This window comes from Lutibacter sp. A80, from assembly GCF_022429645.1.
GTDB lineage: Bacteria > Bacteroidota > Bacteroidia > Flavobacteriales > Flavobacteriaceae > Lutibacter.
The window spans coordinates 2,290,071-2,313,552 of the sequence record NZ_CP092480.1; the positions used below are offsets into that span (position 1 = coordinate 2,290,071).

The following is a 23,482-nucleotide window of genomic DNA, read 5'->3' on the forward strand; positions in this document are numbered from 1 at the left end:
TGTACTTAATTTTTAACAAAACTCTTCGTAAGCACCTGCTAAATTCGAAGCAATTACCTCTGCTGGTCTTCCTTCAATATGATGACGTTCAAGCATATGTACTAAAGCACCATCTTTAAATAATGCAATTGCTGGTGAAGATGGAGGAAAAGGAATCATATATTCTCTTGCTCTTTGAGTTGACTCTGTATCAACTCCTGCAAATACAGTTACTAAGTTATTTGGTACTTTATCAAATTTTAATGAAGCAATAGCTCCAGGTCTACAAGTACCAGCTGCACAACCACAAACTGAGTTAACTACCACTAAAGTTGTGCCTTCACTTTTTAATACTTGTTCAACTTCTTGAGCTGTGTGTAACGATATAAAACCTGCATCTTCTAATTCTTGCTGCATAGGTCTTACTAATTCTGGTGGATACATATATTTTTATTTTTTTGTTAGATGTAATTTGTCGCAAATATAAGAGTTTAATTACTAAAAGTTTATTAAATTTTTAACAAGTCTATGCAATGTTAACTTTAACTATCCTAATATTTCAATGTATATTTGTGTTTTCAAAAAAATATTATGGGAAATTTTATTAAATGGCTTGGTGCTGGACTAGGTTTTGCTGTTGGAGGCCCAATTGGAAGTGTTTTAGGATATGTTGTTGGAAATTTTATTGAAGGTTTTACTGCTGGAGATGTTGAGCGTGCTAGAACCTATGCTACTTCAAGCGGAAATTCACAATCGGGAGATTTTGAAATAAGTTTATTATTGCTTTCTGCAGTTGTAATTAAGGCTGATGGAAAAATAGACGAACGCGAACTCTCTTATGTGCGTATGCATTTTAGAAAAATGTATGGAGAAGAGAGAGCCAACAATGCATTTAAACTTTTTAAAGGTTTTATAAAAAACAACAACGTTTCTACACGACAAATATGCATGCAAATTCGTCAACACACCACACATGCAACACGTTTACAATTGCTTCACTTTTTATTTGGCTTAGCTAAAGCAGATGGTGCAGTTATTGAAGAAGAAGTAAATGTAATAAAAACTATTGCAGGGTATTTATACATAAGTCAACACGATTTTGAATCTATAAAAGCAATGTTTTATGATAGTTCTGAAAGTGCTTATAAAATATTAGAAATTGATAAATCTGCCAGTAACGACGAGTTAAAAAAAGCCTATAGAAAAATGGTGAAAAAATACCACCCAGATAAATTACAACATTTAGGTGAAGAACACGTAAAAGGGGCAGAAGAAAAATTTAAACAGGTACAAAAAGCCTACGAACAAATTCAAAAAGAAAGAGGTTTATAATTATTTTGTGACTTATTAAATAATTATGTGTCTTAAAGATAGTTAGTAGAAATTTAGGTAGGTTAACACAAAATTAACCCCAAGATTTTGATTAGTGCCTCGCACCTAGAGGCACTTTTTTTATCTTAAATACAAATCAATTGCTGTAGGTCCTTCTAAAACTGTTTTTACAATTTGTAAAGTTCCGTCTTCACGAGAGATAATATGCCATTTTATTAATGAAATTTGCATATCAACAATTTCAATTCCCGTTATAGAACGCGGATGAATACAACTTCCATCATTAAAAAAAGGTAATTCATTAGGTTCTGGAAACCGAGGCCTGTGTGTATGCCCAGAAATTACCATTTGATTGTTATTAGCCAATATCCACTTTTTAAGTCTACGTTCTACTTTAATTAATTCTTTAAAATTTCTAGCAGGACTTGTTGGATCTTTTATACCTATTATTTGTAAGGGCTTCCATAAAATACGCACTAAAAAACGGTTCCATTTCCACAAAACATAGTTGTAAAAATCTGCTTGATGCCCGTGTATAAGCAATATATCTTTTTCAAATCCTTCTGGTTCTAAAATAATACCTTCATCAAAAACCAAGCCTTTTAGTAAATCTTTATCAGTTCCGGTAATTTTATCAAAATAGGTATCTAAAAGCTTCGCTGATCTTTTTTCATTTTTTAAAATCATATCATGATTTCCCCAAATCATGTGTAACTTATTTCTTAAATGAAATTCTCGCAATAACATAAACGAGTTTTTATGAGCTTCAAAAATGCCATTAAAATACAGGTTCTCCCATAATTCTATACCATCTCCTAATTCAACATAGGTAAAATCGTTTTCCAGGTAATTTCTTAACGCGTGATAGTAAATATTACTATTGTTTGCAAAGTCATCTGCATAGCTATTATCACCTCTATGGCAGTCGCTAAAAAATATAAATTTAGAGTCCTTTTTTAAAGGAATTCTTTTAGCATTTTTATAAGAATTAGATATAATATTTTGAATCATATTTGCGTATAAAAAAAATTCAAATGTAAACTTAATTTAAATCTATTAAATTCAACCAATTAAGTATTTAATTTTTTACAATTTATAAAATGATATTTTCAATAAAATCCGTAATTTCGCAAACTAATTGAATTAAAGCATAAAAATGAGTAAAAAGTTTAGAGAATATAAGGGTTTGAACCTCACTAAAGTAGCAGATGAAACTTTAGCGTTTTGGGAAAAGGAAGATATTTTCGAAAAAAGTATAGCGACAAGAAATGAAAATAAACCTTTTGTATTTTTTGAAGGACCTCCTTCTGCAAATGGTTTACCAGGTATTCATCACGTAATGGCACGTGCTATAAAAGATATTTTTTGTAGGTATAAAACATTACAAGGTTTTCAGGTAAAACGTAAAGCTGGCTGGGATACTCACGGATTGCCTGTTGAATTAGGTGTTGAGAAAGAATTAGGAATTACCAAAGAAGATATTGGTAAAAAAATAACTATAGAAGAATACAACCAAGCTTGTAGAACTGCAGTAATGCGTTATACCGATGTTTGGAACGACCTTACTAAACGTGTTGGTTATTGGGTTGATATGGAAGATCCATATGTAACTTATAAACCAAAGTACATGGAGACCGTTTGGTGGCTATTGGCTGAAATGTATAAAAAAGGATTAATTTATAAAGGTTACACCATCCAACCATATTCTCCAAAAGCTGGTACTGGTTTAAGCTCACACGAATTAAACCAACCAGGAACTTACCAAGATGTAACGGATACAACTGCTGTTGCACAGTTTAAAGCTATAAAAAATACCTTACCAGAATTTTTACAAAAAATTGATGGAGATGTGCACTTTTTAGCGTGGACAACAACACCTTGGACTTTACCATCAAATACAGCTCTAACAGTAGGTAAAAAAATAGAATATGTTTTGGTAAAAACATTTAACCAATACACTTTCGAACCAATAAATGTAATTTTAGCTAAAAGTTTAGTTGGAAAACAGTTCACAAAAAAATTCTTTACTGTTGAAAACGAAGCTCAGCTTTCAGAATATAAAGAAAACGATAAAAAAATTCCTTATATAATTGTTCAAGAATTTAAAGGTGCTGATATTTTAGAAGCAAAATACGAACAATTAATGCCGTATGCACAACCATACCAAAACCCAGAAAATGCATTTAGAGTAATTGCAGGTGATTTTGTTACCACAGAAGATGGTACAGGAATTGTACATACTGCACCAACTTTTGGAGCAGATGATGCCTTAGTAGCTAAACAAGCAAGTCCAGAAGTACCACCATTATTGGTATTAGACGATAATGGAAATCCAGTTCCTTTAGTAAACTTACAAGGAAAATTCACTAAACATATGGGTGAATATGCTGGGAAATATGTGAAAAATGAATATTACAACGATGGTGAAGCTCCAGAGCGCTCATTAGATGTTGAAATTGCCATTCAATTAAAAGAAGAAAACAAAGCATTCCACGTAGAAAAATACCGTCACAGTTATCCACATTGTTGGAGAACAGATAAACCTATTCTATACTACCCGTTAGATTCTTGGTTTATAAAAGTAACCGACAAACGTGATAAAATGTTTGATTTAAACGAAACAATTAACTGGAAACCTAAATCTACTGGAGAAGGACGTTTTGGAAACTGGTTAAAAAATGCGAACGACTGGAACTTATCACGTTCTCGTTATTGGGGTATTCCATTACCAATTTGGAGAACCGAAGACGGAACAGAAGAACTAATTATTGGTTCTGTTGAAGAATTAAAAGCTGAAATGCAAAAATCTGTTGACGCAGGACTTATGGAGGCTGATATTTTTGCAGATTTTGAGGTTGGAAATATGACCGAAGAAAACTATAATAAAATAGATCTTCACAAAAATGTAGTAGATTCAATTACCTTAATTTCTCCAAAAGGACAACCAATGAAACGCGAAAGCGATTTAATTGATGTTTGGTTCGATTCTGGATCAATGCCTTATGCACAATGGCATTATCCATTTGAAAATAAAGAACTAATAGATGATAAAAAATTCTACCCAGCAGATTTTATTGCAGAAGGAGTAGATCAAACACGTGGTTGGTTTTATACCTTACACGCAATTGGAACTATGGTTTTTGATTCTGTTGCCTATAAAAATGTAGTTTCTAATGGATTGGTTTTAGACAAAGAAGGTAAAAAAATGTCTAAACGCCTTGGAAACGCAATAGATCCGTTTGAAACAATGGACAAATATGGTGCAGATGCTACACGTTGGTACATGATTTCAAATGCAAATCCGTGGGATAATTTAAAATTTGATATTGAAGGAATCGATGAAGTTCGAAGAAAATTCTTTGGAACCTTATACAACACGTATTCATTTTTTGCTTTATATGCTAATTTAGATAGCTTTACATATGCTGAAGATGAAATTTCTATTGAAAAAAGACCAGAAATTGACCGCTGGATACTTTCTGAATTAAATACATTAATTAAAAATGTAGAAAAATTCTATGAAGAATATGAACCAACTAGAGCAGCTCGTGCTATTCAAGATTTTGTTGGTGAAAATCTTAGTAACTGGTTTGTTCGTTTAAGTAGAAGACGTTTTTGGAAAGGTGATTACGAACAAGATAAAATTTCTGCATACCAAACACTATATACTTGCTTGGTGAATGTTGCTAAATTAGCATCACCAATTGCTCCATTTTATATGGATAATCTTTACAAAGATTTAATATCAGTTACAGGTAAAGAAAACTTTGAATCTATACATTTAGCCGAATTTCCAAAATACGACGAAACATTGGTTGATGAGAAGTTAGAGCGCAAAATGCAACAAGCACAAAAAATATCTTCAATGGTATTATCGCTACGTAAAAAAGAGATGATAAAAGTACGTCAGCCGTTGCAACGCATTATGATTCCTATTTTAGATGAAGCAGGTAAAGAAGAAATTTTGGCAGTTGAAAACTTAATAAAATCGGAAGTAAATGTAAAAGAAATTGAATTGATTGATGATGCTTCTGGAATATTAGTAAAAACCATAAAACCTAATTTTAAAGTACTTGGACCTAAATTTGGAAAAGATATGAGGTTTGTTTCTCAGGCAATACAAAATTTAACAAAAGAAGCTATTGCAACTATTGAAAAACAAGGAGAAATAACTTTAAATATTAATGAAAAAGCTGTAAATTTAACTCTAGCTGAAGTTGAAATAACATCTCAAGATATTGAAGGTTGGTTAGTAGCAAATCAAGGAGGTTTAACCGTTGCTTTAGATGTTACAATTACAGATGATTTGCGTAAAGAAGGAAATGCAAGAGAGTTAATTAATAGAGTTCAAAACCTAAGAAAAGAATCTGGTTTAGAAGTGAATGATAAAATTAAATTAATTATTCAAAAAAATGATATATTAGAGGGCTCAATTGAAGCAAATGAAGATTATATAAAAACTGAAACTCTAACAAGTGAACTAGTGTTTAAAGAGTTAGTAGAAAAAGGCACAGAAATTGCTTTTGATAATGTAAGCACTAAAATATTAATTCAAAAAATGTAAGTTATGAATGAAAATACAAATAGATACTCAGACCAAGACTTAGCTGAATTTAAAGAAATTATTCTAAATAAAATTGCTTTGGCAAAAGAAGACTTAAAACTTCTAAAAAGTTCATTTAAAAACGACAGCAATAACGGAACTGATGATACTTCACCTACATTTAAAGCTTTTGAAGAAGGTTCTGAAACTATGTCTAAAGAAGCAAATGTTCAGTTAGCAATTCGTCAAGAAAAATTTATTCGAGATTTAAAAAATGCTTTAGTTCGTATTGAAAATAAAACTTACGGAATTTGTCGTGTAACAGGAAAACTAATTAAAAAAGAACGTTTAAAATTAGTACCACACGCAACCTTAAGTATTGAAGCAAAAAACATGCAACAATAAATTATACATTATCTAAATAAAGAGGAGCTCCCTTAATTTGGGAGCTTCATTTTTTATCACCAAATAAAGTTCAAAAAAATTGAAAAAAGCAATTATTTTAATAGTTATCGTATTATTAATAGATCAAATTAGTAAAATTTATATAAAAACTAATTTTTTATATGGAGAAGATGTTGTAGTTTTTGATTGGTTTCGTATACATTTTATTGAAAATAATGGAATGGCTTGGGGCGCTGAATTTGGTGGAAAATCTGGAAAATTGTTTTTAACAATATTTAGACTGTTTGCTATTGCTGGTATTGGATATTGGTTACATACTTCAATTAAAAAAAATGCTCCACAAGTTTTAATTATTGCAATTTCATTGATTTTTGCAGGAGCAATGGGTAATATTATAGATTCTGTTTTTTATGGAGTTATTTTCGACACTCCAGCAAATGGCGTTGCTACTTTATTTGCCGAAGAGCCTTATGGAAAATTATTTTATGGAAAAGTAGTAGATATGCTTTACTTTCCTATTTGGAGTGGTAATTTACCTGAATGGCTTCCTATTTGGGGTGGAAAACCTTTTACTTTTTTCAATGCTATTTTTAATGTTGCAGATACTGCTATTTCTACAGCTGTTGGTATATTAATTCTATTTAACAAGAAAGCTTTTCCTAAAGAAGAAATTAACGCCTAATTTCTTCATCTGAACTGCTTAAAGGTAACCTGTTTATATTTAATAAATTTTTAATCAAAACTATTACTGTCATTAAATTGTAGTAGGGTTGGTATTAATAATATTTTAAATTTCATTCCTTTTAGAACAAGATATCAATAAAATAAACTGAACCAATAATAAGAAACTCCTAAGCGATTTAACCATAAAACTTATTCTATGGTTCTTACACAACGCACATAATTATAAACATACCTAACATCACCTTGTGGGCCAAAAAACTGTGGATAATCGTTAATATTTCCACTTTTTGGGTCGCTACGTTGGCAACCAGCTCCGTGAACATCCATTAAAACACCATTCATCTCTCCTTGCCCTTCTCCAAAAGCAATATATACTCCACTAGAGTATGGATTTGCACCATCTAAATGACTTGTTCCTGTCCAGTAAAATGGATAATTACCCGCATTACCATCAGGATCTAATATTTCAGTACATTCAAAAAGAGGATCGATAGCTGGTGAATTTGTGGTTTTTGGAGATCTTGTGTAATCCACAATACTTTGTAATTCTTTTGCATTTGGTAAACGCCAGTCAGACTTATTTCCAAGTGTTAAACCTTCCGCATATGCTAAAGACGCTTCCCAATCTCTAGAAATTCCATCATCTGCTTTCTGCCACATTAATCCAGTTGCCAAATCACTAATTGTACCATCTCCATTATCAATAAAGTTATTTTTCCCATAAGCTGTATTTCCTCTCACCATTCTAAAATACATAGTATTTTCATTGCCTGTATCTGGTTTGTATTTTGGATACCCTTTTATACGACCATCAATAAAATTTACTCCAAAAACAGTCTCAACACCTTTCATTGTAGTTGATACATATTCAGTTGAAGACCACGTTTGAGCATCTATTTCTCGTTCTCCAATTGAAGTGTCTCCTAATTCTTGATTGAAATAATTTGCATCTATAAATAAATCGATAGCTACTTCACCCTTTACCTTTCCTGAAAATAATATTAACGAATATAATTCTTTTAAAGTAGGTACCCTCCAATCTGTATAACCAGCTAAAGTTGATGTACTGGCTTTTGAAAAAGCTTCATTAAACGTTATTTTTGAACCCATATCTTGCTCCCACATTAAACCTGTAACATTATCTGTTATAGTTCCATCATTATTATCGGTGTAAGATGGCTTATTTCTAGTATAATTAGCATCTTGTCCAAAAAAAGCATCACCCGCTAAAGGCTCCGAAATTAATGCATTATCACTATAATAATCTGTTACACCAGTACCAACAATTGCATAAGGTTTTTCTGGAATTGGCAGCTCAATAACTTCTTCTTCATTAGACTCGTTATTTATATCGGTATCATTGTTGTTACTTTCACAAGAATTTAGAAATACACATAATAATCCAAATAAAATATATTGATTTATCTTCATTATAATTTTTATTTTTTTAATTAAGAGTTCTTACACAACGTACATAGTTATAAACGTACCTAACATCTCCTTGTGGGCCGAAAAACTGTGGGTAATCTTTTATATTTCCACTTTTTGGATCACTACGTTGGCAACCTGCACCGTGAACATCCATTAGCTTGTTCCGCATTTTACCTTGCCCTTCACCAAAGGCTATATACACAGCACTACTATATGGGTTTCTACCATCTTTATGAGTAGTTGATGTCCAAAAAAACGGATAATTTATATTGCCATCTGCATCTTTTATTTCTGAAGTTTCAAAAACAGGATTAATTGCTGGTGAATTTGTGGTTTGTAACGAACGTGTATAATCTACAATGCTCTGTAATTCTTTTGCATTTGGCAATCTCCAATCAGATTTATTTCCAAGCGTTAAATTTTCAGCATACGCTAACGATGTTGACCAATCTCTTGAGATACCATCATCTGCTTTTTGCCACATTAAACCAGTTGATAAATCGCTAATAGTCCCATCTCCATTATCTATAAAATTATTTTTCCCATAAGCTGTATTACCTCTCACCATTCTAAAATACATTTTATTGGCTTGTTTTGTACGTGGATTGTACTTTGGATATCCTTTTATTCTTCCATCAACAAAATTTACTCCAAAAACAGTAGCATCATTACGCATAGTTTTTCCTACATATTCTGTAGAAGACCAAGTTTGTGCATCTATTTCTCTTTCATCATTAGAAGTATCTCCTAAAGGTTGTTCAAAATAATTAGTATTTATAAACAAATCAATTGCCTTCGCACCTTTTACTTGTCCTGTAAATAAAATTAATGAATACAATTCTTTTATTGTTGGTACACGCCAGTCTGTATAACCACCTAAAGTTGAATTTTCTGCTTTTTTAAAAGCCTCTTCAAAAGTCATTTTATCTCCCATATGCTGTTCCCACATTAAACCTGTAATATTATCGGCTATTGTTCCGTCATTATTATTTGTATACGAAGGTTTATTTACAGTATAATGGGCATCTTGCCCGTAAAATTCTTCATTGGGTTTTGGCTCATAAATAATAGCAGTATCACTATAAAATTCGTTAATTCCAGTGTCTACTATTGGATATGTTTGTTTTAAATCTTGTGAATATAAACCTTGTAAGCCTATTAATGTTACTAGTATAATTCTCTTCAACATCTTTAATTTTTATTTTATTTAGAGTTAGGACTGAAAAAAATTAAAAAGGTTTAATAATAATTTTGAAATTCAAATACTTATCGTAAACTTGCGATGGATTTATGAAAAGAACAAAAGAAGATATCGTTTACGAAGTTGAAACTGAAAAATTAGCCCGATTTTCAAAAGCTTTAGGCCATCCAACACGTGTAAAAATTTTAAATTATTTAGAAAATCAAAGTTGTTGCTTTACAGGAGATTTAGTAGAAGTAATTCCTCTTGCACAATCAACTATTTCACAACATTTAAAAGAGTTAAAAGACGCAGGTTTAATACAAGGAGAAGTTAATCCTCCAAAAATTAAATATTGTATACATCAAAAAAATTGGGAAATAGCTAAAAAACTATTTCATCAATTTTTTAATAAATAAAAATCAAAAAAATTATAAAATGAAAATAATAAAAATATTAGGTACTGGTTGCCCAAGTTGTATTGCAACAGAAAAAATAATTACTGAAGTAGTTAATGAATTAAATATTAATGCAGAAATTATAAAAGTTACTGATATGGTAGAAATTATGATGTATGATATTATGAGAACACCAGCTATTGTAGTTGATGGAAAAGTTGTATTCAAAGGAAAAGTACCATCAAAAACAACTGTAAAATCCCTTTTGGTAGATAATTTTGCAAATAATGCCTGTTGCTCTGATGAAAATATGGAAGAATCCTCTTCTTGCAGTACTAACAATGAAGGTTCTTCATGTTGTTAAAATTAAAAGAAACTGAAATGAAAAATTTTTGGGAAGAAAGATATGGTAAAGAAGAATTTGCATATGGTATTAAACCAAATGTATTTTTTAAAAATACATTAGAAAAATACCAACTAAGTGGCTCTATTCTATTACCTGCTGAAGGTGAAGGAAGAAATGCGGTATATGCCGCAAAAAAAGGGCTAAATGTAACTTGCTTTGACATGAGTTCTCAAGGAAAATTAAAAGCCTTAAAACTAGCCAAATTAAATAATGTTAACATTAATTATTTAGTTGGCGAATTTTCTAAATTGCATTTCGAAGAAAATTCTTTTGATGCAATAGTTTTAATTTACGCACATTTTCCGGCAAATTTAAAAACAGCTTATCATAAAAAACTCACAACATATTTAAAAAAAGGAGGGCTCTTAATTTTAGAAGGTTTTAGTGAAAAGCAACTTAAAATTAATGAAGAAAACCAACAGGCTTTCGGACCTAAAAATATAGATATGCTTTACACAATTGAAAGTATTAAAAATGATTTTAAAGACTTAGAAGTTCAAGTTTTAAGCCAAGAACTAATTGACTTAGACGAAGGAATTCATCATATTGGTAAAGGAGATGTTATTCGTTTTATCGGAAAAAAACAATAAACTTTCGTAATAAATATTTGGCTTTCATTTTAAAAATAATTTAATATAATATTCTATATATTTACCAAAAAATAATTAAAATGAGTGATAAGAAAAAGATACTACTAGCTGTTATTGTTTTTATAGTTACATTTTTAGTGTTTCGCACTATTTTTTCAAACTTAGATGTTATAAAGTCATTTTTTACTGGAAATTAAAAATAAAAAATGACTCTAACTTCTATAGTCTTAATTGCTCTTTAAAGAAAGCTTTAAAGCATCCACAAATTTTATTAGGTCATGAATTTCTACGTGATCCATCATTATAACTTTATACCAGCTATTTGATCCATTATGCGTATCAGGTACTAATCCAAATTTAGACGCTATTTTTTCTGTCACAAATTCCGATTTTAAAGTTACTATATTCATATAAGGATCTCTAAAATATTCGACACCTAAAGCATCCATTTGTTCGGTAAACCATTCGGTTCTTAATAATAATGTGCTAATTTTTTCAAACCATCCGTAATATCCATAACTAAATAAAATCATCCAAACAGCAATAGCATTTGCCCCGGATCTACTTCCTACTATGGTTAAATCCATTCCATCTACATACTGAGCTTCTTTTGTTAATACATTTTCAATCAATCCTTTTCTACATAAAAAAACACCCGTTCCGTATGGAGCTTGTAACATTTTATGCGCATCAATTGTAATGGATGAAACATGTGGATTTTCAAAATTTATGGTAGATTCTCTATTCGAAATTGGATAAATAAAACCACCAAAAGCACCATCTACATGTATTTTATAAACAACCTTATGTTTTTCTAAAATTTCTGCATATACATCCGGATTATCAACAGATCCGAACATAGTTGTTGCCATATTAGAAATAACCATAAAGTATTTTTTCCCTTTCGAAACTAAATCCTTTACAATAGCATCTAATTCATCTTTTAAAATTTCTCTCGAATTAAAATCAACAGGAATACTTACATTCTCAACACTTAACAAATTAGATCCTTTATGTACAGAATAATGCGTGTCTTCTGAAGACAAAATAACCATTTCTTCTAAAGTTGCATTGAATTGTTTTTTATATAAATTTCTAAACACCCACAATGCTTGCACGTTTGCTTCTGTGCCTCCAGTAGCAATATAACCATCGTACTCACCTTCTTTAGCTTTAAAGATATCTACCGCTAAAACTTGAATAATTTCACGCTCTAACTTTTGAGAACCTTTAAATGCAGGTTCTGATTTACCTAAAGTATGACAACCAATATTATTAGGATTTGCAACAAAAGATTTTAATAATGGAGAATCATCTAAGAAAGAACCACTTGTATTAAACACATTTTCATCTAACCTTGAAACAGGGTAACCTAAACCCTTATTTGTTTGAAAATTCACATTAGCATTTAATGCTTTATCAATTCTTTTTATTAATTTTTCTTTCGAATATTTCTTCCAATACTTCATGTTAAGTCTAATTATGAATTATATAAAAAATGAATGAAATAAATCCATTTTTTTAATTTTTCTCAAAAATATCAAATTAATTTAAATTTAAATTAATTTAATAAAGAATTTTAAGAGGAAACTAAAATCCGTATAAAAAGTAGTACTTTTATTCTTTAAAAACACCTAAATTTTTGGAACTAGAAATTCAAATAAAAACATTACCAAAAGAACCTGGAGTTTATCAATATTACGATAAAAACGGGACGCTTTTATATATTGGAAAAGCAAAAAATTTAAAAAAACGAGTAGCCTCATATTTCAATAAAAACCACGAATACGGCAAAACAAGAGTTCTAGTAAAAAAAATAGCAACCATAAAGCACATAGTTGTTAATACCGAAACTGACGCATTATTATTAGAAAATAACTTAATAAAAAAATACCAGCCAAAATACAATGTAATGCTAAAGGATGACAAAACATATCCTTGGATTTGCATTAAAAAAGAACGATTTCCTCGTATATTTTTAACAAGAAATGTAGTTAAAGATGGATCTGAGTATTTTGGACCTTACACTTCTGTTAGAACAGCCAAAGCGTTATTAGATTTAATAAAAGAACTCTACCAATTACGCTCTTGCAATTACGATTTAAGCAGAAAAAATGTAGCAAAATTAAAATATAAAGTGTGTTTAGATTTTCATATTGGAAACTGTAAAGGACCTTGTGAAGGCCTGCAAACTGAAGAAAATTATACTACAGACATTACTGCTATTAGAAACATAATTAAAGGTAATTTTAAAGAATCTATTAAATCTTTTCACCAATTAATGATGCAATTTGCAGATAATATGGAATTTGAAGAGGCTCAAAAAATTAAAGAAAAAATAGATTTATTAGCCAATTACCAAGCAAAATCTACAGTTGTAAACCCAACCATAACAAATGTAGATGTATTTTCAATTGTTTCTGATGAAAGCTATAGTTATGTAAATTTCTTTAAAATATCTAACGGCTCTATTATCCAATCGCATACAACTGAAATTAAGAAAAAATTAAACGAAACAGACAAACAACTATTAGAACTTTTTATTATTGAAATTCGTCAACGATTTAATTCACAATCTAAAGAAATTTACGTACCATTTAAAGTAGATTTAGGTGATGGCATTAAAGTTACAGTTCCAGTTTTAGGAGACAAAAAACGCATTGTAGATTTAAGTATTAGAAATGCAAAATATTATAGACAAGAGCAATTTAAACAAATAAAAATTATTGATCCAGACAGGCACATAAAAAGGCTTATGTCTCAAATGAAAAAAGATTTACGTTTAAGTGCTGAGCCAAGACATATTGAGTGTTTTGACAACTCAAACATACAAGGTACAAACCCTGTTGCTGCTTGTGTAGTTTTCAAAAATGGAAAACCCAGCAAAAAAGAATATCGAAATTTTAACATTAAAACTGTTGAAGGTCCAGATGATTTTGCCTCAATGGAAGAAGTTGTTTTTAGAAGGTATAAACGCTTACTAGATGAAGACCAACCATTACCTCAATTAATTGTAATTGATGGTGGAAAAGGGCAATTATCTTCTGCTTTAAAAAGCTTAGATATTTTAGGGTTAAGAAATAAAATTGCTATTATTGGAATTGCAAAAAGACTGGAAGAAATTTATTATCCAGATGATCCTGTACCGTTGTATTTAGATAAAAAATCTGAAACATTAAAAATAATTCAACAATTAAGAAACGAAGCGCATAGGTTTGGAATTACTCACCATAGAAATAAAAGAAGTAAGCAAGCGTTAGAAAATGAATTAGAACAAATTTCTGGTATTGGAAAACAAACTGTTGTATCTTTACTAAAGCATTTTAAGTCTACAAAAAGAGTAAGTTTAGCATCTTTACAGGAATTAGAAAAGGTTATTGGAACAGCAAGAGCAACTAAAATAATTAACTATTATAATAATAAATAAAAGGTGAAAAAATTTCTAAGTTTAATTTTTATAATCATATCTTTAGTAGGGTTTTCTCAAGAAAAACCTGCTAAACAAGATCTTAAAGTTGGTTTAGTTTTAAGTGGTGGTGGCGCTAAAGGTATTGCACACATTGCTGTATTAAAAGTTTTAGAAGAAGCTGGAGTCCGCGTAGATTATATTGGAGGCACAAGCATGGGAGCAATAGTAGGAGCTCTATACGCATCGGGATATACGGCAAACCAACTAGACTCAATCGTACGAGTTATTGACTTTGAAAGAATTTTAACAGATCAAACACCTAGAAAATCTAAACCATTTTACGAAAAAGAAATTGGAGAAAAATACTCATTATCATTACCAGTTAAAAATAAAAAAGTTGGAATTCCGAGAGCCATGTCAGAAGGACAAAATGTACTTAACTTACTAACCAAATTAACACAACACGTTAATAATATTAGCGATTTTAATAAACTACCAATCCCTTTTGTTTGTATTGCAACAAATCTGGAAACAGGTAAACAAGAGGTGTTAAATTCGGGATTTTTACCTGAGGCCGTAAAAGCAAGTGGTTCTTTTCCAACCCTTTTGGCGCCTGTTGAAATTGATGGGAAAATATTAACCGATGGAGGAATTGTAAACAACTTCCCTGTAGATGAAGTTAAAAACATGGGAGCCGATGTTATAATTGGAGTAGATATTCAAAGTGGTTTAGACAAAAAAGAAAATTTAGGCTCTGCCGTTGCAATACTAAATCAAATTGTTGGTTTTCAAATGTATACAACATTAGAATCTAAATACAAAAAAGTAGATATATTAATAAAACCAGATGTAAACAATTACAATGTTGTTTCTTTTGACAAAGGAAAAGAAATTATGGAAGCTGGAGACGTAGCTTCTAGAGAACACATAAACGAACTAAAAGCTATTGCAAATCAACAAACACATAAAAAAAATCCTAAAATTGAAACAAAACAATTAATATATGATATAAATAATATTAGTATTGAAGGAAATGTTAATTATACAAGAGCATATATTTTAGGTAAACTAAACTTTAAAAAACAAGACAGAACAGATTACAATAAGTTAATTGAAGGTATTAACAACCTATACGCCACAGGAAACTTTGAAAATATACAATATAAAATTATTGATAATAAAAACGCTGAAGGTGGCAGCACTCTAAATTTAAAGGTAAAAGAAAATAAGGTCTCTAATTATATACAATTTGGAGCACATTTTGACGACCTTTATAAAACAGGTATTGTTATTAACTCTACTGCAAAACACCTTTTAAATAAAAATGATATTTTTTCTGCAGATTTAGTTTTAGGAGATAATATTAGATACAATTTAAATTATTTTATAGATAACGGTTTTTATACCAGTTTTGGAATAAAATCGAGATATAATAGCTTTAATTCAAATATGAATTTTAATCAAACAGATGGTATTATAGATGAATCTAATATTAATGAAATAAATTTGGTGTATGAAGATTTTACAAATCAAATTTATTTTCAAACGGTATTTAATAGACGATTTGCAATAGGCATTGGTGGAGAATATAAACATGTAAAAGCATTTACCGAAACACTTTCATCGCTAACCACTAGCAATAGTGTTTCAGCAAGTAGAAAGAAACGTGGTTACTTTGATAATTCTGATTATCTTAACCTAATAGCCTATTTAAAAATTGACACTTATGATAAAAAATATTTTCAAAAAAATGGTGTTTTTTTAGACGTTGATTTTAGATGGTATTTAACCTCTTCAGAATATAAAAGTGATTTTTTACCAGAATATCTCGATTTTGAATCATTTTCTCAATTAAAAGGTAAGTTTGGTATTGCGCATACTTTTTTCAACAAATTAACAACGCATTTTACATCAGAAGCTGGAATTACAATTGGAGACAACGACAATAGAGCTATAGATTATAATATTGGTGGTTATGGAGAAAACCTTATAAATACATTTATACCATTTTATGGGTACGATTTAGCAGAGCTAAATGCAAACTCATTTTTAAAATCCTCACTAGCATTTCGTTATGAGTTTTTACCTAAAAATTATTTATCTATTACAGCCAATTATGCTAGAGTAGAACGCGATTTATTTAATGGAGGGAATATTTTTGAAAATACCAAATCTGGTTATATGGTAGGTTATGGAATTGACACTTTTTTAGGTCCTATAGAAATAAACCACACTTGGTCTCCAGACCATTCTGAAAATTTTTGGTATTTTAATGTTGGGTATTGGTTTTAAAAAAAGCCCTACAATTAAGTAGGACTTTTATAAGATATTGTATGCTTTATTTAATTAATTCACCTTTGTTATTGGTAAATTCAAAATTTAAATATTGGTAAGCATCTCTAGGTAAAATTTTAATCCACTTTTTATATTTTGTAAACCATCTGTGTTGTATAGATGGTAATCCTTTTTTTAAATAAGCTGCAATAAAAGGATGTACATTAAGTATTAACTTTTTTTGATCTTTTAATGTAATTAATCTTTCTAATTCAGCTTCAATTTTATCAATAATAACAATTGGCGCCTCAACCTCTCCTACTCCACTTGGATTAGGTTCTTGAGTTTTAATTACTAATTCAGGTCGTACTCTTTGTCTTGTAATTTGAATTAAACCAAATTTACTTGGAGGTAATATTTTATGTTTAGTTCTATCAAATGCCATTTCATTTCTTAAATGATCATAGAGTTTTTGTCTATGTTCAGCAGTATGCAAATCAATAAAATCTACAACAATAATTCCTCCCATATCACGTAATTGTAATTGTCTAGCAATTTCAGATGCAGCAATTAAGTTCACTTCTAAAGCAGTATCTTCTTGAGACATCGCTTTATTAGATCTGTTACCACTATTTACATCAATTACATGAAGCGCTTCGGTATGTTCTATAACTAAATAAGCTCCTTTACTCATTGAAACAGTTTTACCAAAAGATGTTTTAATTTGGCGTTCAATGCCAAATTTTTCAAAAATTGGAAGTTTCGATTTGTATAAGGATACAATAGACTCTTTTTCTGGAGCAATTTCTTGTAAATATTCTTTAGTTTCTAAATACATTGTTTCATCATTTGTTACAATACTTGTAAAAGAATCATTAAAAATATCTCTTAAAATTGAAGAGGCTCTATTTAACTCACTTAATACTTTTATAGGTGTTTGAGGTGCTCTAGAATTTCTAATTTTCTTGCACATTACAACCCACCTTTCTAAAGAATTTTGTAAATCTTTATCTAAATCTGCTACCTTTTTATTTTCGGCAACAGTTCTAATAATAACTCCAAAACCTTTAGGTTTAATGCTTTTAATTAGTCTTTTTAATCGTTCTTTTTCTTCGGGATCCATTATTTTTTGAGAAACGGAAACACGATCAGAAAAAGGAACTAAAACCAAATACCTACCTGCTATTGAAATTTCTGAGCTCATTCTTGGCCCTTTTGTAGATATAGGTTCTTTAACTATTTGAACTAATAAGTTTTGACCTGTTTTTAATACATCAGTTATAGATCCATTTTTATCAATGTCTTTTTCTAACTGAAAGTTTTTTAAAGTGTAATCTTTAATTTTACCTGTGCTTATACCCTTAATAAATTTATTTAATGATTTTAACTGCGCACCTAAATCATGATAATGTAAAAATCCGTCTTTAGAATAGCCTACGTTTACAAACGAAGCATTTAAACCGGACAATACTTTACCAATTTTAGCTAAAAAAACATCTCCAACAGAAAATTTATTTTCGTTAGATTCATTATTTAATGCAGTTAATCTACCATCTTTTAATAAGGCAAAATCAATATCAGAGGAATTTGATCGTATAATTAATTCTGTTTTCACTCTGTATTGTTTTTGTGTTCAACCACCGAGATAGTTGAACGATTTATAAATAAGTATTACAGGAATTTTTACCCAACAATAGTTACTAATTAGCAACTATTTATTTCAATGAACTTTGTTTAAAGTCAAAGAAAAAGTAAGCTTAGCTTACTTTTTCTTTTTATGTCTATTAGCTCTTGCTCTTTTTTTACGTTTATGAGTAGAGATTTTAGCTCTTTTTCTTTTTTTACCACTTGGCATAATAGAATGTTGTTTAGTGTTAATAAATCTTTTTAAACTGTTGCTACCTCAACATTACTTTTTACACCCTCTACAAATACTTTTGCAGGTTTAAATGCTGGAATGTTGTGTGCTGGTATTTTAATTGTAGTATTTTTTGAAATGTTTCTTCCAGTTTTCTCTGCTCTAGTTTTAATAATAAAACTTCCAAAACCTCTCAAGTAAACATTGTCTCCTTTTTCTAAAGAATTCTTTACCTCGTCCATAAACGCTTCAACAGTTGCTAAAACATCTGCTTTTTCTATTCCAGATTTATCTGAAATATTTGATACGATTTCTGCTTTCGTCATTTTTAAATATAGTTATATATGTTATTATAAATTTAAGACGGCAAATATAGGATATAATAATCAAAATCAAAAAGTTAATTCATTAAAATTAATCAATTAAAACATGTAATATTGCATTTCTTAAATAAAGTGATGAAATTTTCTAACCATTTAGCAGACTGGTATTTACAGAATAAAAGAAGTTTACAAAGTCTTTTTACAAAAAATTCATATAAAATTAAATTTCATTTAAAGAACATATTTGATAATAGAATCCACTATTTGACACCTAATTATTAATTTACTTCAAATACATCCGCATAAATTAAACGATCTGTTTCTTCAGATTGCTCTAATCTATTTTTATAAGCACTATCTATATTCATTTTACTCGGACCTCGCTCATATTCTTCAATAAGTATTTTAAAAGGGGTGTTGTTATACTTTGTTGGTAATTTAAGGTTCTTTGAGATGGTATAAATATTGTTTTTTATATGACTCGTATTAATGTTAATAGTAACTGTTTCTTTATCTAAAACACTACTCTTACTTGCTGGATCAATAATTCCGGATATTGGCTTGGTACTTTCTCCATCTAAAAATGAAATACGCACAAAACTTTTATTACCATTAACGGCAACTTGTTTTTCATTAAAAAGTGTTCCAGTAACTTGAACATTAAATGTAGACTTTTGTTTAGTATCAACAAAAGACACTGTAGTTTTTCGTTCAGGCACCAGTTGAATCATATCAGATGCTACACTTGGCGAAAGACAAACATCTGTATTGTTTTTTCTAACCGAATGCTTTTGATAACGTGCCAAAACTAATTTTATAAATGGAAAATACATTTGCTTAGAATCTAAAGCAATATCGCAATACCAAAGTTGACGTTCAACATCAAAATGTACTGGATATGCAACAGCTGTAACTTTTTTATTTGAATCGTCAGGATATGCTAAGTCTTCATCAATTTCAGGTGAATGCCTAAAATTTTGAATATCGGGGCTATTATTACTTGGCTTTGCTGCAAAAAGTAATGGATCAATACCCCAATTGGTATAATCTTGAATGTAAGACATAGATCTACCCACAATAGTAAAAGTGCTATTTTTAGAAGGTATTAATATTGCTAATTTTTCATCTGCTCCAGAAGAAAACCAAGGGCGTTTAATAAAAATTCGCAAACCACCACCTAAACGTTCATGTATTATTTTAGTCTGTTGGGTTGTTTTTTTCCATTCAAAAGTAGGTATAATATAATCTATCTCAGGAACATCAGGTCTAGCTGAACTAAGAATATTAACTTTTTCTACCCAATCACTTTCACGCATAGTATTTAAATTAGGGTTTGCTGTTAAAATCTTATCAAAATATTCACGATATCTTGAAACCGCATTAAGTTTATAATCTACCCATCTATGTTTAGTATCTCCAAAATGTTGCTCAAGTGGTTTAATCCGATAGTTCAGTTCGTTAACAAAACTAAATTTTGGTTCTAGAATATCTAATTTAAGACGGTTAACCATACTTATTTTTGGTGCAGATTTTTCTTTTTTAAATTTTTCAAATTTCACCAATTGAGATTTATACAAGGTGTTAACTTTTTTAGCATCAGGTTGTGGATCAACTTTAAATTGAGTCTCCGTTATTTTAGTAAATTGAAGCTTTGGTTTAAGTTCTAATTGTTTTATACTCGAATTAACTATCATATTTGACGCAGGTATTGTACCTTTTGTAATCTTATCGTCATGATATTGAATAGGTATTTCTGCAGTAGAATTTGTCCCTACTTTTTCTTTAATATCAACAGAGATACCATCATCTAAAGGGTCTACCCATTTAGCTTGAAATTCTACCTTCTCAGTACTTTCACCATGAATATCAAAGCGTGTATTAATATTAACAAAAGTTTGATTATAATCTCTATCGGGATAAATGGCTAATATCTCCGGTTTATTAACAGGTTGTTGTACAGCATGTACTAGCTCCATTTCTCTAGATGGACTCACAATCCAATGCTGTCCAGATTCAGCTAATTTTCTTAACTCTACTAAATTTCCTGGAGCATCTTGTTGTATTAAATCCCAAAGTGCAGATAATTTATTAAGGTCTTTTTCTCGCCAAAACGTACTAAATTTAATACGAGTTCTGTGACCTTTTGGTAAGAAAACTGTAAAAATTCTTTGTTTAGCATTCCATTTAACGTTAGATGCTCCTTCTTCTAAGCGAATACGAATTACACCAGCATTATACCAATCTTCAGGTATTTCGCCATTTGTAGACTTCATATTAATCTCAGAATTACTGAAAAAACTAAACATTTTAGCTTTAAAATCTTGTGTATGCGTATTCTCATAACCTTCGGCAACAAAAAGTGAAACACCAGCCGCCATAGGATCTGGCAAATATATAATCTCTACCTCAGAAGGTTTATAAATACGTTCTTTATTCGGCTCTGCTTGTTGATACAAACCTTCATGATTGGTTATAATTTTATAAATTTTTTGAGCAGCCACAGGATTGTTTTCAAAGGCTTTTTCAAACATTCCATGTGTTTCAGCAATTAATTGACTATTTTTTGGAGGTAATAAATATCGCTGAGAAAATTCATCAAAAAATTTACCACCAACAGGGTTAGAATCCTCATAATCAACACTAGTTTGATCAAAATTACTTCTAATTACCATACGTTCCAAAAACTCACCATCTTTTAACTCGTTACCCACTAAAACAATAGGACTTGCTAAAGGTTCATAACGTAAATAGCGAATGTTTTTTCTACTAGTAATTTGTGGTGCTTCTGATTGAAAATCTAAATCTACAGAATTCCCAGCTAAATCAACCGTACGTACACGTATATTATAATCTTTTCCAAAACGTAGTTTCGGTAAACTTCCTGCTACAATTTCTGAAGTTGCATTTATCTTAAATTCTAAATCAGGATCAAAAGTATATTTCTTTAATTCTTCATTTTTGTCTTTATAAACAAAGTCTTTTTTCTCGGTTTCTCCAAGTTTTAACTTATAATCTTCGGAGTCATTAATAGCAAAACCAGGTTTATGGACAGAAAGGCTCCAACCTTCCCAACGAGCCAAGGTTTCAGATACAAAAACGTCATCTTCATCATCTGGATCTTGCGCTACACCTAGCTGTATAAAACCTTCATCTGACTTTATATTTTCAATAGCATGACTTTGATTCTCTTCATTAAACCAAGTATAGGTGTCTTTTTTTTGATGCAACGAATGCCATTTTGTAGGCTGTTCTTTGTAGGCAATATCCATTCGATACCCTTGTACAATTTCATTTGAATATAATACAACTTCGGGCTCTTTAATTTGTAATGTAGTTAATAAAGGCGTTTGTCCTAAAATTATTTTCTGCTTAACATCAATTTTTTTTACCGGAGCTTCTTTGAATTTAATTTTTAAATATTCATTAAGCTTTATGCTTTTAGAAAGATGTTCCGCCATTCCATTTTTGGTTATTGCAATTCCAGAGGTCCTCATATAGGGCAACCCCTCATCTTCTGGCGGCTCTACAAATTCCAGTTTTGACGCATTAATAGCTGATTTATCTTTTTTTAATCCCCCTACTTTAGAACGCGCTTCATAAAACTTAGCAATTTGTTGTACTTTATTCTCTGTCATATTACTTGTTTTAAGGGCTGCACCATCTGCATCTACCTGAATAACAGAGAATTCATTAGAATTTATTTTTACAAAACCTTGTTTAAATATCGTATCGGGTTTATCACTTACATAAAAACCTTTAGCCGTTAATTCATAAGCTGTTGCAGGTATTGATACTATTGTATTGGCTTCATCTAAATTTAGTGCATCAGGCACTAATTTAATGGTGCCTTTTGCTGGAATACTGGTTTCATAAGGTATTAAAAAATCCAAAACAAAACCTAGTTTACGCATAATTTGCGGATAGCTATTGATAACCGCCATAATATCATGAAATTCAAAAACAGGTTTTTTTATTTTTAAGTTTAAAGACTCAACTTTTTCCCTATCTACTTTATGAAATTGACGTAATTGCACAAAATCAGATGCTGGACTCATAGCAGAACTAAAAGGAACAAATTTATTATTAATCAAGTCTTTTTTAATAGCGCTTACTCCATCATCTTTCTTAAGCATTAAATTCTTAGCTAATACCGATTTTTTCTTTGTTTCTTCTTTGTGAAGTGTTTCTGCATTTTCAATTTCTTTTTCGTTTAATTGAAATCTTGAGATGGCGCCGAATTCTTTTACATCAATAAATTTATCGGCTGAAACTAGTGTTTTAGGACTTGTTATAGCCGCAGACTTTATATTTTTTATAATAAAATCTTTTACATGTAAAATAGGTGCTGAATAAAACTTTTTACGTGAAAAGTCTTCCTCTTTAAAATCATCAACTTTTATATTTTTGTGAAAAATATTTTTGTATAAATCAACATCTAAAATTGTTTTGTTAAGCTCTGCATCTAACACCTTTCCATTTTTTAATTTAAATTTAAAATCGGCATCGCGTATTTTCTCAGACCAATTTAAAATATCATCAAAAGCACCTAAATTAGTATCTGTAGGCGTTTGCAATTTTATAGAGGTAAAAACAGAAAGCTGCAAATAGGATTTTCCATCTTTAATTATTTTTTTATGTGGTAACGTGGTAAAAATTATTTCTTGTGACAT

Annotated in this window: 17 protein-coding genes; 9 read left to right on the forward strand and 8 right to left on the reverse strand. The window is 30.0% G+C overall.

Features of this window, described 5'->3' with window-relative positions:
* Positions 1-12: 12 nt before the first annotated feature.
* Positions 13-423 (reverse strand): BrxA/BrxB family bacilliredoxin, encoded by a 411-nt coding sequence (locus MHL31_RS09525; protein ID WP_240225722.1) that lies wholly within the window; start codon positions 421-423, stop codon positions 13-15.
* Positions 424-570: 147 nt separating this feature from the next.
* Here MHL31_RS09525 and MHL31_RS09530 point away from each other — a divergent pair, with 147 nt between their 5' ends.
* The gene (locus MHL31_RS09530; protein WP_240225723.1) at positions 571-1,311 is read left to right on the forward strand and encodes a TerB family tellurite resistance protein; all 741 of its coding nucleotides are present in this window, start codon (positions 571-573) and stop codon (positions 1,309-1,311) included.
* A gap of 120 nt (positions 1,312-1,431) precedes the next feature.
* Here the strand turns inward: MHL31_RS09530 and MHL31_RS09535 are convergent, their stop codons facing one another.
* The gene (locus tag MHL31_RS09535; RefSeq protein ID WP_240225724.1) at positions 1,432-2,322 is read right to left on the reverse strand and encodes a metallophosphoesterase; all 891 of its coding nucleotides are present in this window, start codon (positions 2,320-2,322) and stop codon (positions 1,432-1,434) included.
* Between the two features lie 145 nt (positions 2,323-2,467).
* Between MHL31_RS09535 and ileS the strand changes: the two genes are divergently transcribed.
* The 3 genes from ileS to MHL31_RS09550 all read left to right on the forward strand — a co-directional run bounded on the left by ileS (position 2,468) and on the right by MHL31_RS09550 (position 6,941).
* Entirely contained in the window at positions 2,468-5,875 is a 3,408-nt protein-coding gene (ileS, locus tag MHL31_RS09540; protein ID WP_240225725.1) for an isoleucine--tRNA ligase, read from the forward strand.
* Positions 5,876-5,878: 3 nt separating this feature from the next.
* Positions 5,879-6,259, forward strand: a complete 381-nt coding sequence (locus tag MHL31_RS09545) for a TraR/DksA C4-type zinc finger protein (RefSeq protein WP_240225726.1) — start codon at positions 5,879-5,881, stop codon at positions 6,257-6,259.
* 79 nt (positions 6,260-6,338) lie between these two features.
* Positions 6,339-6,941, forward strand: a complete 603-nt coding sequence (locus tag MHL31_RS09550) for a lipoprotein signal peptidase (RefSeq protein ID WP_240225727.1) — start codon at positions 6,339-6,341, stop codon at positions 6,939-6,941.
* Between the two features lie 191 nt (positions 6,942-7,132).
* Here MHL31_RS09550 and MHL31_RS09555 read toward each other — a convergent pair whose 3' ends face one another.
* Both MHL31_RS09555 and MHL31_RS09560 read right to left on the reverse strand, forming a co-directional pair.
* On the reverse strand, positions 7,133-8,374 hold the full coding sequence (locus MHL31_RS09555; RefSeq protein WP_240225728.1) for a DUF1566 domain-containing protein: 1,242 nt from the start codon (positions 8,372-8,374) through the stop codon (positions 7,133-7,135).
* Between the two features lie 16 nt (positions 8,375-8,390).
* Positions 8,391-9,560, reverse strand: a complete 1,170-nt coding sequence (locus MHL31_RS09560; RefSeq protein ID WP_240225729.1) for a DUF1566 domain-containing protein — start codon at positions 9,558-9,560, stop codon at positions 8,391-8,393.
* A gap of 104 nt (positions 9,561-9,664) precedes the next feature.
* Here MHL31_RS09560 and MHL31_RS09565 point away from each other — a divergent pair, with 104 nt between their 5' ends.
* Genes MHL31_RS09565 through MHL31_RS09575 form a run of 3 tightly spaced genes read left to right on the forward strand, consistent with a single transcriptional unit; the run spans position 9,665 to position 10,948 of the window.
* Positions 9,665-9,973 carry a helix-turn-helix transcriptional regulator gene (locus MHL31_RS09565; protein WP_240225730.1) on the forward strand — a complete coding sequence of 103 codons (309 nt, stop codon included), beginning with the start codon at positions 9,665-9,667 and terminating at the stop codon, positions 9,971-9,973.
* A 19-nt stretch (positions 9,974-9,992) separates the two neighbouring features.
* Positions 9,993-10,316: a thioredoxin family protein gene (locus tag MHL31_RS09570; protein WP_240225731.1), complete on the forward strand. Its 324-nt coding sequence runs from the start codon at positions 9,993-9,995 to the stop codon at positions 10,314-10,316.
* 17 nt (positions 10,317-10,333) lie between these two features.
* Positions 10,334-10,948: a bifunctional 2-polyprenyl-6-hydroxyphenol methylase/3-demethylubiquinol 3-O-methyltransferase UbiG gene (locus MHL31_RS09575; protein WP_240225732.1), complete on the forward strand. Its 615-nt coding sequence runs from the start codon at positions 10,334-10,336 to the stop codon at positions 10,946-10,948.
* 227 nt (positions 10,949-11,175) lie between these two features.
* On the opposite strand, the gene MHL31_RS09580 is transcribed toward MHL31_RS09575, so the two are convergent.
* On the reverse strand, positions 11,176-12,417 hold the full coding sequence (locus tag MHL31_RS09580; protein WP_240225733.1) for a pyridoxal-dependent decarboxylase: 1,242 nt from the start codon (positions 12,415-12,417) through the stop codon (positions 11,176-11,178).
* A gap of 173 nt (positions 12,418-12,590) precedes the next feature.
* On the opposite strand from MHL31_RS09580, the gene uvrC reads away from it, so the two are divergent.
* Together uvrC and MHL31_RS09590 are read left to right on the forward strand one after the other, a co-directional pair.
* The gene (gene uvrC, locus MHL31_RS09585; RefSeq protein ID WP_240225734.1) at positions 12,591-14,375 is read left to right on the forward strand and encodes an excinuclease ABC subunit UvrC; all 1,785 of its coding nucleotides are present in this window, start codon (positions 12,591-12,593) and stop codon (positions 14,373-14,375) included.
* A 3-nt stretch (positions 14,376-14,378) separates the two neighbouring features.
* Positions 14,379-16,649 carry a patatin-like phospholipase family protein gene (locus MHL31_RS09590; protein ID WP_240225735.1) on the forward strand — a complete coding sequence of 757 codons (2,271 nt, stop codon included), beginning with the start codon at positions 14,379-14,381 and terminating at the stop codon, positions 16,647-16,649.
* A gap of 46 nt (positions 16,650-16,695) precedes the next feature.
* Here the strand turns inward: MHL31_RS09590 and MHL31_RS09595 are convergent, their stop codons facing one another.
* The 3 genes from MHL31_RS09595 to MHL31_RS09605 form a co-directional block, all read right to left on the reverse strand.
* Positions 16,696-18,246, reverse strand: coding sequence for a ribonuclease E/G (locus MHL31_RS09595; RefSeq protein ID WP_240225736.1), 1,551 nt, complete (start codon positions 18,244-18,246; stop codon positions 16,696-16,698).
* Positions 18,247-18,518: 272 nt separating this feature from the next.
* Positions 18,519-18,815, reverse strand: a complete 297-nt coding sequence (locus MHL31_RS09600; RefSeq protein WP_240225737.1) for an HU family DNA-binding protein — start codon at positions 18,813-18,815, stop codon at positions 18,519-18,521.
* Positions 18,816-19,090: 275 nt separating this feature from the next.
* Positions 19,091-23,482, reverse strand: coding sequence for a hypothetical protein (locus MHL31_RS09605; RefSeq protein ID WP_240225738.1), 4,392 nt, complete (start codon positions 23,480-23,482; stop codon positions 19,091-19,093).

What these genes read in the sequence shown, in the direction of transcription:
- MHL31_RS09525 (WP_240225722.1), bottom strand. Translation starts at nt 423, where the DNA reads ATGTATCCACCAGAATTAGTAAGACCTATGCAGCAAGAATTAGAAGAT.
- MHL31_RS09530 (WP_240225723.1), top strand. Translation starts at nt 571, where the DNA reads ATGGGAAATTTTATTAAATGGCTTGGTGCTGGACTAGGTTTTGCTGTT.
- MHL31_RS09535 (WP_240225724.1), bottom strand. Translation starts at nt 2,322, where the DNA reads ATGATTCAAAATATTATATCTAATTCTTATAAAAATGCTAAAAGAATT.
- ileS (WP_240225725.1), top strand. Translation starts at nt 2,468, where the DNA reads ATGAGTAAAAAGTTTAGAGAATATAAGGGTTTGAACCTCACTAAAGTA.
- MHL31_RS09545 (WP_240225726.1), top strand. Translation starts at nt 5,879, where the DNA reads ATGAATGAAAATACAAATAGATACTCAGACCAAGACTTAGCTGAATTT.
- MHL31_RS09555 (WP_240225728.1), bottom strand. Translation starts at nt 8,374, where the DNA reads ATGAAGATAAATCAATATATTTTATTTGGATTATTATGTGTATTTCTA.
- MHL31_RS09565 (WP_240225730.1), top strand. Translation starts at nt 9,665, where the DNA reads ATGAAAAGAACAAAAGAAGATATCGTTTACGAAGTTGAAACTGAAAAA.
- MHL31_RS09570 (WP_240225731.1), top strand. Translation starts at nt 9,993, where the DNA reads ATGAAAATAATAAAAATATTAGGTACTGGTTGCCCAAGTTGTATTGCA.
- MHL31_RS09575 (WP_240225732.1), top strand. Translation starts at nt 10,334, where the DNA reads ATGAAAAATTTTTGGGAAGAAAGATATGGTAAAGAAGAATTTGCATAT.
- MHL31_RS09580 (WP_240225733.1), bottom strand. Translation starts at nt 12,417, where the DNA reads ATGAAGTATTGGAAGAAATATTCGAAAGAAAAATTAATAAAAAGAATT.
- MHL31_RS09600 (WP_240225737.1), bottom strand. Translation starts at nt 18,815, where the DNA reads ATGACGAAAGCAGAAATCGTATCAAATATTTCAGATAAATCTGGAATA.
- MHL31_RS09605 (WP_240225738.1), bottom strand. Translation starts at nt 23,482, where the DNA reads ATGTCACAAGAAATAATTTTTACCACGTTACCACATAAAAAAATAATT.